This is a genomic window from Flavobacterium sp. 140616W15 (assembly GCF_003668995.1).
Taxonomy (GTDB): domain Bacteria; phylum Bacteroidota; class Bacteroidia; order Flavobacteriales; family Flavobacteriaceae; genus Flavobacterium.
This window is the reverse complement of the sequence record NZ_CP033068.1, coordinates 2,660,941-2,675,069: the sequence shown is the minus strand read 5'-3', so window position 1 is coordinate 2,675,069 and position 14,129 is coordinate 2,660,941. Positions and strand designations below refer to the sequence as shown.

Here is a 14,129-nt window from a genome sequence, read left to right as displayed (position 1 = left end):
ACTCTTTTAAGAATTAAAAGAGTGTTTTGTAACTATTTAGCAAGGCTTAATGAACCCTTGTTAAACCTATGTTTTCTGGAGCATGAAGGACCATTGGGAATTTTTCAATTTTCACAGAACTGCTGTCTAAGCCAAAAGCGCGTTCTTCAGAAAGACTTAACTTTTTGATAAAGAAATACGAGTTCATGATAATATTTTCATGCCATCTTAGATCATTGTCGTTAGATAAGAATTTCTCAGATAATACAAATTTGAAATCTCCAATGATATTATTTTTATTCAATGATTCATATCGGCTTGTAATATCAACTTCCCCTTTTTTCACCATATCACGAATAACTTCTCTAAACATAAGGTTGATTTTGGTAGGTTCTCTAAATCCTAAATTAAAATCAACTCTATAGATATCGTCTTTTGCAATTTCAGTGACCTTATATTGTGTTTTGTATGGTTCTGTTAAAATATTTACGTGAACAAACCAATAGATATCAGCTCTTTTTGGACGCTTTTGTAAAATAGAATAAATAACTTTTTCTTCCAATTCATCTACACGACTAGCATTAGTCATATAAACTAAATGTGTAGCATATTTAGGAATAGTTAAGTCTTCGCTTAATTCCATTAGTACTTTTTTATAGTCTTCAATTTTGATAACCTTAGTGTAATTTTTATTGATTTTCTTAGCCAAGAACCAAATCGTCATGATAAGAATAAGTGCTGAAGCAATAATTAATGTTACGTATCCACCTTCTGCAAACTTAGTTACATTGGCAATTAAGAAACTAATCTCGATAGCTAGGTATATTGTAATTAAAGGAACCATAAAGTATAATTTTACTCGTTTCATAATCAAGTAAAAATTAAGTAAAATAGTAGTCATGATCATACATAAAACAATTGCTAAGCCATACGCATGTTCCATTTTTCCTGATTCTTCAAAATGCAATACGATTCCAACGCAACCAAAGAATAATAACCAGTTGATAGAAGGAATATATAATTGTCCCTTAACTTCTGTAGGATATTTTATTTTTACTTTAGGCCAGAAGTTCAATCGCATAGCTTCATTTATTAATGTAAATGAACCACTAATAAGCGCTTGAGAAGCAATTACTGCAGCAAGAGTTGCTATAACAATTCCGATAGGTTGAAACCAATCAGCCATGATTAAATAAAATGGATTTCCATTTCCGCCTAAACCTTGTAAAGTTTGGCCTTCATGATGAATAAGAAATGCTGCTTGTCCAAAATAGTTTAATACCAATGCCGATTTAACAAATATCCAGCTTATACGAATGTTTTTTCTTCCACAGTGACCCATATCAGAGTATAAAGCCTCAGCTCCAGTTGTACATAAAAATACAAAACCTAATACGAAGAAACCATCAGGATGTATAGAAAGTAAGTGATAAGCATAATAAGGATTTATTGCTTTAAATACTTCAGGATGATGTACAATTTGTATTACTCCCAAAACACCTAGCATGGTAAACCAAATCAGCATCATTGGAGCAAAAAATTTACCCACTAACTTAGTTCCGAATTGCTGTATCGTAAATAAAACAAATAAGATTGCTATAACGATAGGAACAGTATTAATACTAGGGTAATACGTTTTAATACCTTCTATTGCTGAAGAAACAGAAATTGGTGGTGTAATAATACCATCGGCTAGCAAGGCACTTCCCCCAATAATGGCGGGAACAATCAACCATTTAATCTTTGTTTTTTTAACCAAAGCGTATAAAGCAAAAATTCCGCCTTCACCGTGATTATCAGCGCTTAATGTGATGAGTACGTATTTTATTGTTGTTTGAAGGGTTAATGTCCAAAAAACACAAGAAATACCACCTAAAACAATGTCAGCATCGATTACATGTTTGCCAAGTATGGCTTTCATTACATATAAAGGAGAGGTTCCTATATCACCATATATAATTCCTAAAGTGATTAATAAACCTCCGAAAGTTAACTTACTATGTAAGTTCTTGTGTGATGCGCTCATTTAATTTTTAATTTTATAAAAGTCGCGTCAAATTTACTGTTTTAAAACAAATTAACATCAAATTATGAGTAATAAAGATAAAAAAAACACGATGGTTAAATCGTGTTTTTATTTTAATCAGCTAAGTGTAATAAAATTAGCCTCTTCGGTTGCCACCTCTTTCAGAAGAGCTGCTTTCTCTTGAATTTGAATTGCCTCTGGAAGCCGAATTTGATCTTTGATCATTAGAGCCTTGTGGGCTTGATTGTCTAGCTGAGCTAGTTCTGTTTTCAGAGTTACCTCTTGAACTTTCTGTTCTCTGAGACGAATAATCTCTAGAAGAATTTCCTCTGTTTTGACTGTAATCTCTAGTAGTCTCCGTTCTTTGCGGTGTTGTTGCTACAGTAGAACTTGGTCTGTTTTGAGTATAGTCTCTAGTCGTTTCAGTTCTTTGAGTAGCATTCCCTCTATTATAATCTCTAGAAGAGGTATTTGTTCTATCTACAGACGTCCCCGTTGAGTTTGATCTATTTTGAGAATAATCAGGAGTAGTTGGTCTAGAAGTAGCATTGTTTTCTCTAGAAGTATTTGTTCTGTTTTGAGAGTAATCTCTATTAGTTGATGCCGTTCTATCAGTTACTCTGTTAGTATTAGAGTAAGTATTGTTTCTTCTGTTTGTTTCTCTGCTGGCAACACGTCTTTGATCCAGTTCATATCTATTGTTTACATTATTGTTACGTTGACTAAATCCGTTGTTAGGATTACGTCTTTCATATCCATAAGAACGATTTGAATTGTATATTACAACTGCTGCACTACTTCTTCTATGGTTTACATAGTTGTAATGGTTGTTTACGTTAATACAAATATTAATATTGCTTCTGTATCTGTAAATTGGGTAAGGTCTCCATGCAGTATAATAAGTTGGATAGTAATTCCATCTCCAGCTTGAATAATAAGGACGGTAATTGGTTACCCAAAACGATGTGTAAATTACAGGGGTAACTGTATATACAGGCTCGTAGATATAATTTTGACCATAAATAAAGTCGTTTCCAACAACCTGAATGTGGACTTTATTAAAAGAGTCTCTCTCTAAATCAATTGTTGCTATATCTTGATAAATATCTTGGTCGAGTACAGCTTGAATGATGACAACGTGAGTTCTGTTTTCAACTTTTTCGATTACACGCAAATAATCTACTTGATTATCATTGTTTAAGTCAAGGTTTGATATTTGGTATTTTGGCTCGTTTAATCTTCTTTCAAAATCTTGAAGATTTGAAGATTCTCCAAAAATAGAGGCTACAGCTCTTAAATCTAAATTATCACTAATATCAGAATTTTTAGCATATACAGTAGCTCCAGCTTGAGCTTGCATTGTAGCAAACCCTAAAGTAAGTAGGCCTATTAAAAGTAATTTAGTTTTCATAACGTATCGTATTGTGATTGTTGTTTTGAATTATCCAATTACTGTGCCATAAAAAAAATTAGCGTTTTGATTTTATATAAATAATTGTATTTTAGCATAAAATATATTAAGAATATGATGAAGAAATTGGCTCTCTTTTTAAGTTTTTATAGTTTGGTTATGCATTGTCAGACAGTAGATTATAAAGTAATTGATGAAGGGTTTAAGTCGGTAGTGATCGATACGTTATTTAAAGATAAAATAAGTATTAGAGCAATAGCAATCGATAAAAATAAAGTATGGTTTGGAGCTGATAATTCACGATTTGGATATTATGATTTAAAGGGTAAAGAAAAATATGTAGAGTATATTTATAGAGATACTTTAAAATTAGAGTTTAGGAGTATAGCGCAAACTGCAAAAGATATTTTTGTATTAAGTGTAGCAAATCCAGCTTTGCTTTATCAGGTATCTAAGAAAACCAAAATAACTAAATTGGTTTATAAGGAGGTTAATGATAAAGTGTTTTACGATAGTATGCAATTTTGGAATGATAAAGAAGGGATTGCGCTGGGAGATCCTACCGAAGATAGTTTTTCAATATTAATAACACGTGACGGAGGTAATACATGGGCAAAGTTATTGGCAGATCAGTTGCCTACTATGGCCAATGGTGAAGGTGCATTTGCAGCAAGTAATACTAATATTGTTATAAAAGGAAAATATACTTGGCTTGTTTCTGGAGGAAAAAGAGCGCGAGTTTTTTATTCAAGTGATAAAGGAAGAACCTGGAAAGTTGCTGAGACTCCTATTGTACAAGGAAAAACAATGACAGGGATTTTTACAGCCGATTTTTATGATTCTAAAAATGGCTTTATTGCTGGCGGTGATTATGAAACTCCAGAGCAAAATTTTGATAATAAAGCAATTACTACAGATGGTGGGAAAACATGGAGTTTAATTGCTCAGAACACTGGTTTTGGTTATGCTTCTTGTGTCCAGTATGTGCCGAAAAGTAAGGGAAAAGGGCTTGTTGTAATTGGAGCTTTAGGTTTGTATTACTCAGCAGATGGAGGGAATACTTGGAAGCAATTGTCTACAGATCCTAGTTTATTTACAATACGTTTTATAAATTCAAATACTGCAATTGCTGCGGGATATAATAAGATGGTGCAAATCCACTTTAAAAAATGAGAACCCTAAATAATAAAGTAATTATTATAAAGGGTTCTCCGCTGTTGTTATTTTTAAGTAGGATTTAGTTTTTACCTGCTTTATCTCGATATTGATGTAATAGTTTGCGATTAAAGTCATCTTCTGATTTTCGAAGGATTATGATTTTTTTCGCAGGAAGAATTTTCTTCAAGTTAGTTGTGTATTTTTTGCGCAAGAGATATAACTCTTCATCTGTGTTTTCGATTTGGGAAAGAAGTGTGGCAGCTTCTTTTTCAGTCATGTTTTTTAAGGTCTCCTCAGTTAACTTTCTCGTGTATGCTTTCATTTTTTGATGCCTCAATTCATATTGTTTGTCATCATATGCGTTGTATATCGGCCAGAATTTTTCTGATTCAGCCGAAGTCAAGTCTAATTCGGTTGTGAGGAAAGAAACTTTATATGCTTTTATTTTCTCTCTCTTTTCGTCCATTTTCTCATTCTGAGCATAAAAAGGAAGAGTGATTAAGAATATAAATATCGGAAGTATGTTTTTAATTTTCATCTGCATTATGTTTAATGTAATTGTATTTTTATTCTAAAATTAGATGTTCAATATTGGGGTTCGATGCAAGGAGATCTTCTAGAGTATCATCTCCTAAAGCAATATTTTGATCTAAACTTTTAATATCGTTTGTGTCTAGTTCATGAATTAGATCATATTGATTTAAATTAGATTGATAGGATAAATAGGTTTCTAAGGTCGCCTCGTCAAGCTCTTTAGATTTTGTTGCATATTTATATACGACAGGAACGGTTAAAGCAATGACAAGAACTGCGGCAATTGCAATAAGTGCTTTTTTATTCCTAGCAAATAAAGAAATTGTTTTAGGTTCGTTTTGAGGTAATTTCTCTAATAAATTCACAGAGAAATTTTCAAAGTAATGCTCCGGAGTTCTAAATCCAGTTTCTATTTTAGGCTCGTTTTCTAATTTAAATTCTTTCATGATATATGTAAGACTATATTACTTGTAAAAGGTTTAATTGGATATAACATAAGCTTCTATTTTTTTTACCGCATGATGATAAGATGCTTTTAATGCTCCAACGGAAGTGCCTAGTATTTCAGCTATTTCTTCATATTTTAATTCTTCAAAATATTTCATTTTAAAAACCAATTGTTGTTTTTCAGGAAGTAAAACGATTGCTTTTTGTAGTTTTATCTGAATCTCATTTCCATCAAAATAAGTGTCAGCTTGCAGATTATCAATAGTTTTATTTTGTAGTTCTTCGGAGGTTATTCCGCTTAATTTTGCCTTTTGAGTTAAGAAAGTTAAGGCTTCATTGGTTGCAATGCGATATACCCATGAAAATAGTTTGCTATCTCCTTTAAATTTATTTAGATGTCGAAATACCTTCACAAATGTATTTTGTAAAACATCGTGAGCGTCATCATGATCCAAAACAATATTTCGGATATGACCATATAGTGGTTTTTGGTAATTAGATACGAGCTTTTGAAACGCTATATTTTGCGTCTTCGGGTTTAATAATTCTTGTATAAATACCTTTTCGTCTGTCAACTTTATAAATTATATAAGTTAGAATAGAATTATTCGAAAAGGTTTAATGTCCGTTTCGGGTTTTTAAAATTCAGATTCCTCTTCTTTTGCAACAGGAGGAGTATGAGTTGGAGTAGTTTCTACTCTTGGAGTACGAACTACATGTGGTTCAACAGGAACGACCTTCGGTTTTACTGGATAATAAATCTCAGTAACCCATTTTGAAGGATTCGCAATTTCAAATTTACTTACGGAGTAAATTTCAAGATGTGACCAATTAAGATCAGGAGATAATTTTTGATTATTTATATAGGCAGTAGCTTTTTCAATAGCTTGTTTGGTGTGTGAGTAGTCTCCTTTTAAAGTTGTTTTCACAGCTTCGAATGGTTCTAATTTTCCTGTTGAAATATCACTTCCAGCGCTAGTAAAAATTTCTTTTTTGATAGGTAGGCAGATCGAAATTTTTGCTAATCCATTTGTTGTGTCGTAAGTGTGGTATAGGACAAAAGGTTTTCCGTTGATTTCAATGCCATTAGCTTCGCAAAATGAAATTAATTGAGGAGCAACAACTCTAACGTTTTAGTGATTTTTGCAATCTCACTTGTAAATGTTTGACTAATGTAAAAGGTTTCTGGTTTCTTTACAACTCCATCAACTTTGATGTCAAAGGTATTGGTTTCATAAACCAATATTTTATCTAAGTTGGCCAGACTTTTTTCGTACATAGTACCAATAACTTTATCTGCTCCACCATGAAGTGCTGAATATATTTTGAAAAGAAAGCTCATCGTTCCTTTAGATTTCCATGTAACTTTTGTGCCTCCAAGAGTATCTTTAAAAACCCATGAAACATCTGCTAAACTACCGTCGAAATTCATTTTTTGATTAATACTTTGCGTATCGGTTACAGCTGTAGTTTTAATATCTCCATTACCGTCATTTCCTTTCCACGAAAATGAAGCGTTTAATCCAGAGGTGTTTTGAGGATATACAAATTGGGTTGTAGGATCTTCAACAATCCAAGAGCTAAAATCAGCCCAGTTTCTGTAGTCATTTACGAAATTAAATAAAGGAGCACGTTGTATCTTTATAACTTTACTTCTCTCAACTGTGAAATCACCTTTTTGAGTAGCTACAAATACGGTTAATGAGACTAAACTTAATAGTAATAGTAGGAATATATATTTTAAAATTCTCATAGTATCTTGGTTGTTTACAGGTGTAAAGTTATAAATTTTATTAATATTCGATAGAGAATATTAAAAGGCCAAAACTAGGTCTTTTTTGTTAGTTTTTTCACTTTCCGAATAGTTTTATAAAAAATATTTGAAGGAAAAATGATTAAGCAATATAAATAAAATTGGCTTTTAAAAAGTACTCAAAAGTAATATTAACGTTGTTTTTTATATTTTTTTTAAAGAAAATGTATCTTTGATGGATAATAACAATTTTATAAACTAAATATCATTAATAATGAAATTACTTAAAGCTGCAGGAATTTTTATGATTGCTGGTGTTTCGGTTATTTGTAACGCACAGGTTGCTAATACATCTAAGCTGAAAACAAACAATGATAAGCCTTTTGATTTTACAGTAGAGCAATTTGCCGACATTAAAGTACTACGTTATCAAATACCAGGTTGGGAGAATTTAACGCTCAAAGAACAAGAATTAGTATATTATCTTACGCAAGCAGGAACTGCTGGACGTGACATAATGTGGGATCAGAACTATAAGAATAATCTAAAAATCAGAAAAGCACTTGAGCAAGTTTATGTAAGTTATAAAGGGGATAAAAAAAGTTCTGACTGGAAAAATTTTGAAATTTATCTTAAGCGAGTATGGTTTTCTAACGGTATCCACCATCATTACTCTAATGAGAAGATTAAGCCTGATTTCTCAAAAGAATATTTTGAAGGTCTGTTAAAAGCTACAAAAACTAAATTGGCAGCAGACGTTACGGCTATTTTGTTTGATGATGTAGATAGTAAAAAAGTAAATCTTGATGAGTCTAAAGGTTTGTTAGCTGGTTCTGCAATTAATTTTTATGAAAAAGGAATAACAATAGAAGAAGCGGAAGATTTTTATAAAAAACAAACAAGTCCAGATCCAAAGAAACCTATTTCTTATGGATTGAATTCTAAATTGGTTAAAAACTCAAAAGGACAATTAGAAGAAAAAGTTTGGAAAAGCGGTGGAATGTATGGAGCAGCAATTGACAAAATTATCTTTTGGTTAGAAAAAGCTAAAACGGTAGCCGAAAATAAAAAACAAGGAGATGCAATTGGATTGTTAATCGAATATTATAGAACTGGAAGTTTAAAAACTTGGGATGATTATAATATTGCTTGGTTGCACGCTACAGAAGGAAATATTGATTATATAAGTGGTTTTATTGAAGTGTATAATGATCCATTAGGATATAGAGGTTCTTATGAAGGAGTTGTGCAGATTAAAGATTTTGATATGTCGGCTAAAATGCAAGTAATATCAAAAAATGCACAGTGGTTTGAAGATAATTCTCCATTAATGGATGCTCATAAAAAGAAAAATGTTGTTGGGGTTTCATATAAAACGGTTATCGTTGCAGGAGAGTCAGGTGATGCTTCTCCAAGTACGCCAATTGGTGTAAATCTTCCTAATGCGGATTGGATTCGTGCAGAACATGGCTCAAAATCAGTTTCATTAGGAAATATTATCGATGCTTATTCTCAATCAGGCGGTAGCGGTAAATTACAAGAATTTGCTAATGATGAAGAAGAAATTGCATTGGCGAAAAAATACGGAGAACTAGGGGATAAATTACATACTGCTTTGCATGAAGTTGTAGGTCATGCTTCTGGGCAAATAAATGAAGGTGTTGGAACACCAAAAGAAACCTTGAAAAGTTATGCTTCGACTCTTGAAGAAGGTAGAGCTGATTTAGTTGGTTTGTACTACTTATACAATCCAAAATTACAAGAAATAGGATTAGTTGATGATTGGAAAAAAGTTGGAATGGAATCGTATGATAGTTATATCCGTAACGGATTAATGACTCAATTGGTTCGTTTGGACCTAGGAGCAAACATCGAAGAAGCTCACATGAGAAACCGTCAATGGGTAAGTGCTTGGGTTTTTGAAAAAGGAAAGAAAGACAATGTAATCGAAAAAATTACTCGTAACGGTAAAACGTATTTTAATATTACTGATTACGATAAATTACATGATTTATTCGGACAGTTATTGCGTGAAGTACAGCGTATAAAATCTGAAGGAGATTATAATGCAGGAAAAGCTTTGGTAGAAAATTATGGTGTAAAAGTAGATCAAAAAATACATGCTGAGGTTTTAGAACGTAATAAGCAATTTCCATCAGCGCCATACAGCGGATTTGTTAATCCTGTTTTGGAGCCTAAGTTAGATGCAAAAGGAAAGATTATTTCTATAGAAGTAAAACAACCTAAAACTTTTGCTGAGCAAATGTTGAATTACTCTAAAAACTTTGGTTTCTTGCCTTTAGAAAACTAATAAGTATATCTAAATAATAAAAATGCCCGCTTATTTAGCGGGCATTTTTTATGAAATATATTATCGTTTGAAGAATATTTTATCAAAAATAGAATAATGATAAATGCTATGAAAACTAACAAAACTTTATAGTTTCCTTTATAGAATATTTTGTGAAGGCCTACATCTTTTCTGTAAGCAAATATCATTGCGATAACAAAAGCGATAAAAAAACACAATGCAAATATTAATTGTCCCTGACTAAACATAAGTTTAAATTTTTTGTGGCAAATTTAGGCAATAGTTTAAGAATAGTTGTTAATTTAGTTTATCATTTAATTAAATATAATTATGCAAAAACAAATTGATGCAGTGAAGGAATTTCATACTGCTTTTAAAATTGGACATAGCGAATCACCAATTGCAGATTTGGGAGAGACAAAAAATATACTTCGTTACAATTTGATGAAAGAAGAAAATGAAGAATATCTTGAGGCAGTTAAAAATAATGATTTAGTAGAGATTGCCGATGCTTTAGGAGATATGATGTATATTCTGTGTGGAACAATTATTGAACATGGTTTACAAGGAAAAATTGAAGCTGTTTTTGATGAAATTCAACAAAGCAATATGAGTAAGCTAGGAGAGGATGGACAGCCTATATATCGTGAAGATGGAAAAGTAATGAAGGGGCCAAATTATTTTAAACCTGATTTTTCTAAGATTTTAAAATAATAACTACTATTTAGTTATAAAGAAGGATAACACGAATTTCACGAATTTACACCAATTAAATGAGCCTTATTTTAAAAGCTCAAATTAGTGCTAATTAGTGAAATTTGTGTTTTGTATTTTAGCTTTTAAAACTATTATCCTTTTAATATTGTTTGATTTGGACGCAGGAAACATTTCTGATTGTAATTTTTTTGCCTACTTTTTTCAATAATCCAGTTTCTTTATCTCTTTTAAATACAATAACATTCCCGTTACCAGTATTGGTTGCAATTAAAAAACTTCCAGATGGATTTAATGCAAACACTCTTGGGTGTTCTCCTAGAGTCGATTGATAACCAATGTTTTTTAATATGCCATCTTCGGTAATAGAAAAAATAGCAATATTGTTTTCTAGTCCTCTATTAGATGCATACAAGAACTTTCCGTCTGGCGAAATGTGAATGTCTGAGCTTTCAAAATTATTTTTTAATGTTTCAGGATGTGTATTTATCCTCTGGAAGGCATCTAGTTTTCCGTTTATATATTTGTACGCGCTAATAGTTCCTGAAAGTTCTTCTATACAATATCCAAATTTTCCGTTAGGATGAAAAGTAAAATGTCTTGGACCGCTTCCAAGAGGAGCCTTCTCAAAAGGGTTTTCGGTAGTTTGTAAAGGTTGACTTTGATTAGAATCAAATTGGTAACATCTTATTTTATCTGCGCCTAAATCTGGAAAAAAGATATAATCATAATTAGGAGAGAATATTGTAGAGTGTATATGAGATCGGTCTTGTCTTTTTGGATTTACACTTCCTTCTGTATATTGAAAGTTTTGAGCAATTGGTTCTATTTTTCCATCTTCAGCAATTGGGAAAACCGAAACACTTCCTTCGGTATAATTGCCATTAATAAGCCATCTTCCGTTTTTATGAACTGTTACATAAACTGGATTTTCACCTCCACTTTTCTGGCTATTCATAAAATTAAGTGTTTTCTTTTCAGGATTGAACTCAAAACTACTTACGCTTCCAGCATCTGGAGTTTTACTTTCGGTACATGCATATAGATATTTTCCGTTAGGTGATAAGGTTAGAAAAGAAGGATTGGCAATATTTCTTACTGTAGTGATTTTTTTTAGCCTTCCGTTTATAGTGTCTAGTTGGTATACATAAATTCCGTTGGTAGTTTTATCCCAATTATACGAACCAAAAAAAACATAATTATCCTGTGAATAAAGATTGATACACGTGAGAATAGTAATTAAAAGAAAGGTTGTTTTCTTTTTAAATTTATTGGTTATCATTGGTTTTTTGTGAGTTAGGTTTAACAAAAAAAGGCGATTTTCATTAAGAAAATCGCCTTTAGTTATATAATGTAATGAATTATTTTACTTGAACAGTCCAGTTAAAAGTATCTTCAGCTAGTTTGTTTTGTATTCCTGTTAGTTTTTCTTTTAGAAGAGAAGCGTAAGAATCAGCTACTTTAGGTAATTCATGATATTCATCTTTGTATGAGAATCCTTTAATGACACTTACTACAGCAGCAGTACCTGCACCAAAAATTTCTTTTAATGATCCATCTTTTGCAGCTTCAACTAATTCAGAGGCTAATACAGAACGAACTTCTGTTTTTAATCCTTCTTTTTCTGCAATTGCAAGTAAACTTTTACGAGTAATTCCGTCTAGAATTCTTTCGCTTGTTGGAGCAGTTAATAAAGTATCATTGATTCTGAAGAATACATTCATTGTACCTGCTTCTTCAAGTTTAGTGTGAGTAGCATCATCAGTCCAGATTACTTGTTGGAATCCGTCTTTGTTGGCTAAATTTGTTGGGTAGAACTGTGCACCATAGTTACCAGCAGCTTTTGCAGCTCCGATACCACCATTTGCGGCTCTACTGTAATGCTCAGCAATAATAACTTTTACTTCTCCAGCGTAGTATGATTTTGCAGGTGAAAGCAAAATCATAAATTTATATTCATCAGATGGGTTTGCAACAACTCCAGCGCCAGTTGCAATCATAAACGGACGGATATACATACTACTTCCGTTTCCTCTTTTAACCCATTCAGCGTCTAATTTTAATAACTCATTTAATCCATCTAAGAAAATAGACTCAGGAATTTCCGGCATTGCCATTCTAACTGCAGAAGCATTAAAACGCTTGTGGTTTTCCTCAGGTCTAAAAAGCCAAATAGCATCTTTATCATCTTTATAAGCTTTCATTCCTTCAAAAATTGCTTGACCATAATGGAAGACTTTTGAAGAAGGATCCATTAAAATTGGAGCATAAGGCTTAATGACTGGTGTTTGCCATTCTCCATTTTTAAAATCACATTCAAATAAATGGTCTGTAAATACAGCACCAAAGCTTAAGTTTTCAAAGTCTACATCATTTATTTTAGATGAAGTTGCTTTAACTATTTCAATTTTGTTTGTTTGAGTTGTACTCATGATAAAGTGTGGTTTTTATGAACTTTAATCATTGCTTAAGATTGTAATCTAAAACATTGAAAAGATGTGAAATAAATTTTATTAATTGCAAAATTAAGTAATATATATATAATTTGACTGCTAAAATACTATTAATTATGGCATTTGATTGTGATTTATTTATTTTCTAAAAAAGTTAAAAAAAACAATAGATTTTATATGAAATTTTTGAAAAAAACAACAGTTTTTTAAGGCTTTACGCATTTGTTTTGATTAAATTTGACTTCTAAATAATACAAAAACAGCAATAAACTGATTTATAAATAGTGAAAAGAGAAATAATTCAAACTCTAGATGGCTCAACGACAATTCATTTGGAAGAGTGGGGCGAATGTTATCATTCTAAACATGGAGCAATTCAAGAAGCAAAGCATGTCTTTATACAAAATGGGTTTTCGTTATTCGATGATAAGCCTATCTCAATATTAGAAATTGGTTTTGGAACTGGATTGAATGCCTTTATTACTTTTTTAGAAGCAAACAAAAAAGGACAAAGTATTAATTATGTTGGAGTAGAAGCATATCCAGTTGCAGCTAATGAAGTGCTTATGATGAATTATGTAACCGAATTAGGAGCTGACGAATATAATGGTGTGTTTAAAAACATGCATGAAATGAGTTGGGACGAAACAATTGCGCTTACTGATTTATTTGCATTAACTAAAAGAAAACAGTTTTTTCAGGAAATCGATGATGTTGCCGTTTTTGATTTAATTTATTTTGATGCTTTTGGCTATCCAGTACAACCAGAACTTTGGAGTACTGAAATATTTAGAAGAATGTATGCTGCTTTAAAGCCAAATGGTGTTCTTGTAACTTATGCCGCTCGAGGCGTTGTTAAAAGAAGTATGATTGAGGTAGGATTTACTGTTGAAAAATTAGCTGGGCCTCCAGGAAAAAGAGAGATGTTTAGGGCTCGTAAAGTGATGTAAATCAAACTATTTAGACTCGTTTTAAATTGATGTATTCGTATTTTTGCAAACGTATTCGCAAATAATAAAACAAAAAAATAAGTTAAAACAGGAGTACTTGATTAGAAATTGCTTATTTTTACTTCGAGTTATAAAATAAAGAGATAACCCCATAATCTTAATTTATTATGTCTAAAATAATGTTCGATTACACGAAATCAATACTCGAAAGAGTAAGTTTCAACCCGGTACTTTTCTTAAAAGAATTAGAGAAAGCTATCAAAACACTATTACCATACGAAATGGAACAATTGGAAGAGTGGTTATTAAAGTTTACAATCGGAAAGCCCGAATTAAAAGAATGTTTACTGATCGTTAAAGTATAGATAAACAAAAAAAGGAACCTAATTAGGT

General features: G+C 31.7%; 14 protein-coding genes. 5 read left to right on the top strand and 9 right to left on the bottom strand.

Annotated elements, in window-relative coordinates; genetic code table 11:
• Window positions 1–46: 46 nt before the first annotated feature.
• Both EAG11_RS11395 and EAG11_RS11390 read right to left on the bottom strand, forming a co-directional pair.
• Complete coding sequence (locus EAG11_RS11395) at window positions 47–2,005, bottom strand: KUP/HAK/KT family potassium transporter (RefSeq protein WP_129539289.1); 1,959 nt, start codon at window positions 2,003–2,005, stop codon at window positions 47–49.
• 136 nt (window positions 2,006–2,141) lie between these two features.
• On the bottom strand, window positions 2,142–3,416 hold the full coding sequence (locus EAG11_RS11390; protein ID WP_129539288.1) for a hypothetical protein: 1,275 nt from the start codon (window positions 3,414–3,416) through the stop codon (window positions 2,142–2,144).
• Window positions 3,417–3,533: 117 nt separating this feature from the next.
• Between EAG11_RS11390 and EAG11_RS11385 the strand changes: the two genes are divergently transcribed.
• Window positions 3,534–4,589, top strand: coding sequence for an oxidoreductase (locus EAG11_RS11385; protein WP_129541088.1), 1,056 nt, complete (start codon window positions 3,534–3,536; stop codon window positions 4,587–4,589).
• 64 nt (window positions 4,590–4,653) lie between these two features.
• On the opposite strand, the gene EAG11_RS11380 is transcribed toward EAG11_RS11385, so the two are convergent.
• From EAG11_RS11380 to EAG11_RS21745, 5 genes are all read right to left on the bottom strand, one after another.
• Window positions 4,654–5,112: a sensor of ECF-type sigma factor gene (locus EAG11_RS11380; RefSeq protein ID WP_129539287.1), complete on the bottom strand. Its 459-nt coding sequence runs from the start codon at window positions 5,110–5,112 to the stop codon at window positions 4,654–4,656.
• A gap of 28 nt (window positions 5,113–5,140) precedes the next feature.
• A complete protein-coding gene (locus tag EAG11_RS11375) occupies window positions 5,141–5,554 on the bottom strand; it encodes a hypothetical protein (protein ID WP_129539286.1) in 414 nt (137 codons plus the stop codon).
• A gap of 33 nt (window positions 5,555–5,587) precedes the next feature.
• Window positions 5,588–6,130: an RNA polymerase sigma factor gene (locus EAG11_RS11370; protein ID WP_129539285.1), complete on the bottom strand. Its 543-nt coding sequence runs from the start codon at window positions 6,128–6,130 to the stop codon at window positions 5,588–5,590.
• A gap of 63 nt (window positions 6,131–6,193) precedes the next feature.
• Window positions 6,194–6,484, bottom strand: a complete 291-nt coding sequence (locus tag EAG11_RS21750) for a hypothetical protein (protein ID WP_164998698.1) — start codon at window positions 6,482–6,484, stop codon at window positions 6,194–6,196.
• A gap of 176 nt (window positions 6,485–6,660) precedes the next feature.
• The gene (locus EAG11_RS21745) at window positions 6,661–7,308 is read right to left on the bottom strand and encodes an SRPBCC family protein (RefSeq protein ID WP_164998697.1); all 648 of its coding nucleotides are present in this window, start codon (window positions 7,306–7,308) and stop codon (window positions 6,661–6,663) included.
• A gap of 274 nt (window positions 7,309–7,582) precedes the next feature.
• On the opposite strand from EAG11_RS21745, the gene EAG11_RS11360 reads away from it, so the two are divergent.
• Window positions 7,583–9,619 carry a dihydrofolate reductase gene (locus EAG11_RS11360; protein WP_129539284.1) on the top strand — a complete coding sequence of 679 codons (2,037 nt, stop codon included), beginning with the start codon at window positions 7,583–7,585 and terminating at the stop codon, window positions 9,617–9,619.
• A gap of 330 nt (window positions 9,620–9,949) precedes the next feature.
• Window positions 9,950–10,333 carry a nucleoside triphosphate pyrophosphohydrolase family protein gene (locus EAG11_RS11350; protein WP_129539282.1) on the top strand — a complete coding sequence of 128 codons (384 nt, stop codon included), beginning with the start codon at window positions 9,950–9,952 and terminating at the stop codon, window positions 10,331–10,333.
• A 142-nt stretch (window positions 10,334–10,475) separates the two neighbouring features.
• Here EAG11_RS11350 and EAG11_RS11345 read toward each other — a convergent pair whose 3' ends face one another.
• Together EAG11_RS11345 and EAG11_RS11340 are read right to left on the bottom strand one after the other, a co-directional pair.
• Window positions 10,476–11,615, bottom strand: coding sequence for a lactonase family protein (locus EAG11_RS11345; RefSeq protein WP_129539281.1), 1,140 nt, complete (start codon window positions 11,613–11,615; stop codon window positions 10,476–10,478).
• Window positions 11,616–11,694: 79 nt separating this feature from the next.
• Window positions 11,695–12,765, bottom strand: coding sequence for a branched-chain amino acid aminotransferase (locus EAG11_RS11340; RefSeq protein ID WP_129539280.1), 1,071 nt, complete (start codon window positions 12,763–12,765; stop codon window positions 11,695–11,697).
• Between the two features lie 305 nt (window positions 12,766–13,070).
• Between EAG11_RS11340 and mnmD the strand changes: the two genes are divergently transcribed.
• Together mnmD and EAG11_RS11330 are read left to right on the top strand one after the other, a co-directional pair.
• Window positions 13,071–13,736, top strand: a complete 666-nt coding sequence (gene mnmD, locus EAG11_RS11335) for a tRNA (5-methylaminomethyl-2-thiouridine)(34)-methyltransferase MnmD (protein WP_129539279.1) — start codon at window positions 13,071–13,073, stop codon at window positions 13,734–13,736.
• Between the two features lie 167 nt (window positions 13,737–13,903).
• The gene (locus EAG11_RS11330; protein ID WP_129539278.1) at window positions 13,904–14,101 is read left to right on the top strand and encodes a hypothetical protein; all 198 of its coding nucleotides are present in this window, start codon (window positions 13,904–13,906) and stop codon (window positions 14,099–14,101) included.
• Window positions 14,102–14,129: the final 28 nt, after the last annotated feature.

What these genes read in the sequence shown, in the direction of transcription:
- EAG11_RS11350 (WP_129539282.1), top strand. Translation starts at nt 9,950, where the DNA reads ATGCAAAAACAAATTGATGCAGTGAAGGAATTTCATACTGCTTTTAAA.
- EAG11_RS21745 (WP_164998697.1), bottom strand. Translation starts at nt 7,308, where the DNA reads ATGAGAATTTTAAAATATATATTCCTACTATTACTATTAAGTTTAGTC.
- EAG11_RS11360 (WP_129539284.1), top strand. Translation starts at nt 7,583, where the DNA reads ATGAAATTACTTAAAGCTGCAGGAATTTTTATGATTGCTGGTGTTTCG.
- EAG11_RS11330 (WP_129539278.1), top strand. Translation starts at nt 13,904, where the DNA reads ATGTCTAAAATAATGTTCGATTACACGAAATCAATACTCGAAAGAGTA.
- EAG11_RS11385 (WP_129541088.1), top strand. Translation starts at nt 3,534, where the DNA reads ATGAAGAAATTGGCTCTCTTTTTAAGTTTTTATAGTTTGGTTATGCAT.
- EAG11_RS11340 (WP_129539280.1), bottom strand. Translation starts at nt 12,765, where the DNA reads ATGAGTACAACTCAAACAAACAAAATTGAAATAGTTAAAGCAACTTCA.
- EAG11_RS11375 (WP_129539286.1), bottom strand. Translation starts at nt 5,554, where the DNA reads ATGAAAGAATTTAAATTAGAAAACGAGCCTAAAATAGAAACTGGATTT.
- EAG11_RS11380 (WP_129539287.1), bottom strand. Translation starts at nt 5,112, where the DNA reads ATGAAAATTAAAAACATACTTCCGATATTTATATTCTTAATCACTCTT.
- EAG11_RS11345 (WP_129539281.1), bottom strand. Translation starts at nt 11,615, where the DNA reads ATGATAACCAATAAATTTAAAAAGAAAACAACCTTTCTTTTAATTACT.
- EAG11_RS11395 (WP_129539289.1), bottom strand. Translation starts at nt 2,005, where the DNA reads ATGAGCGCATCACACAAGAACTTACATAGTAAGTTAACTTTCGGAGGT.
- EAG11_RS11390 (WP_129539288.1), bottom strand. Translation starts at nt 3,416, where the DNA reads ATGAAAACTAAATTACTTTTAATAGGCCTACTTACTTTAGGGTTTGCT.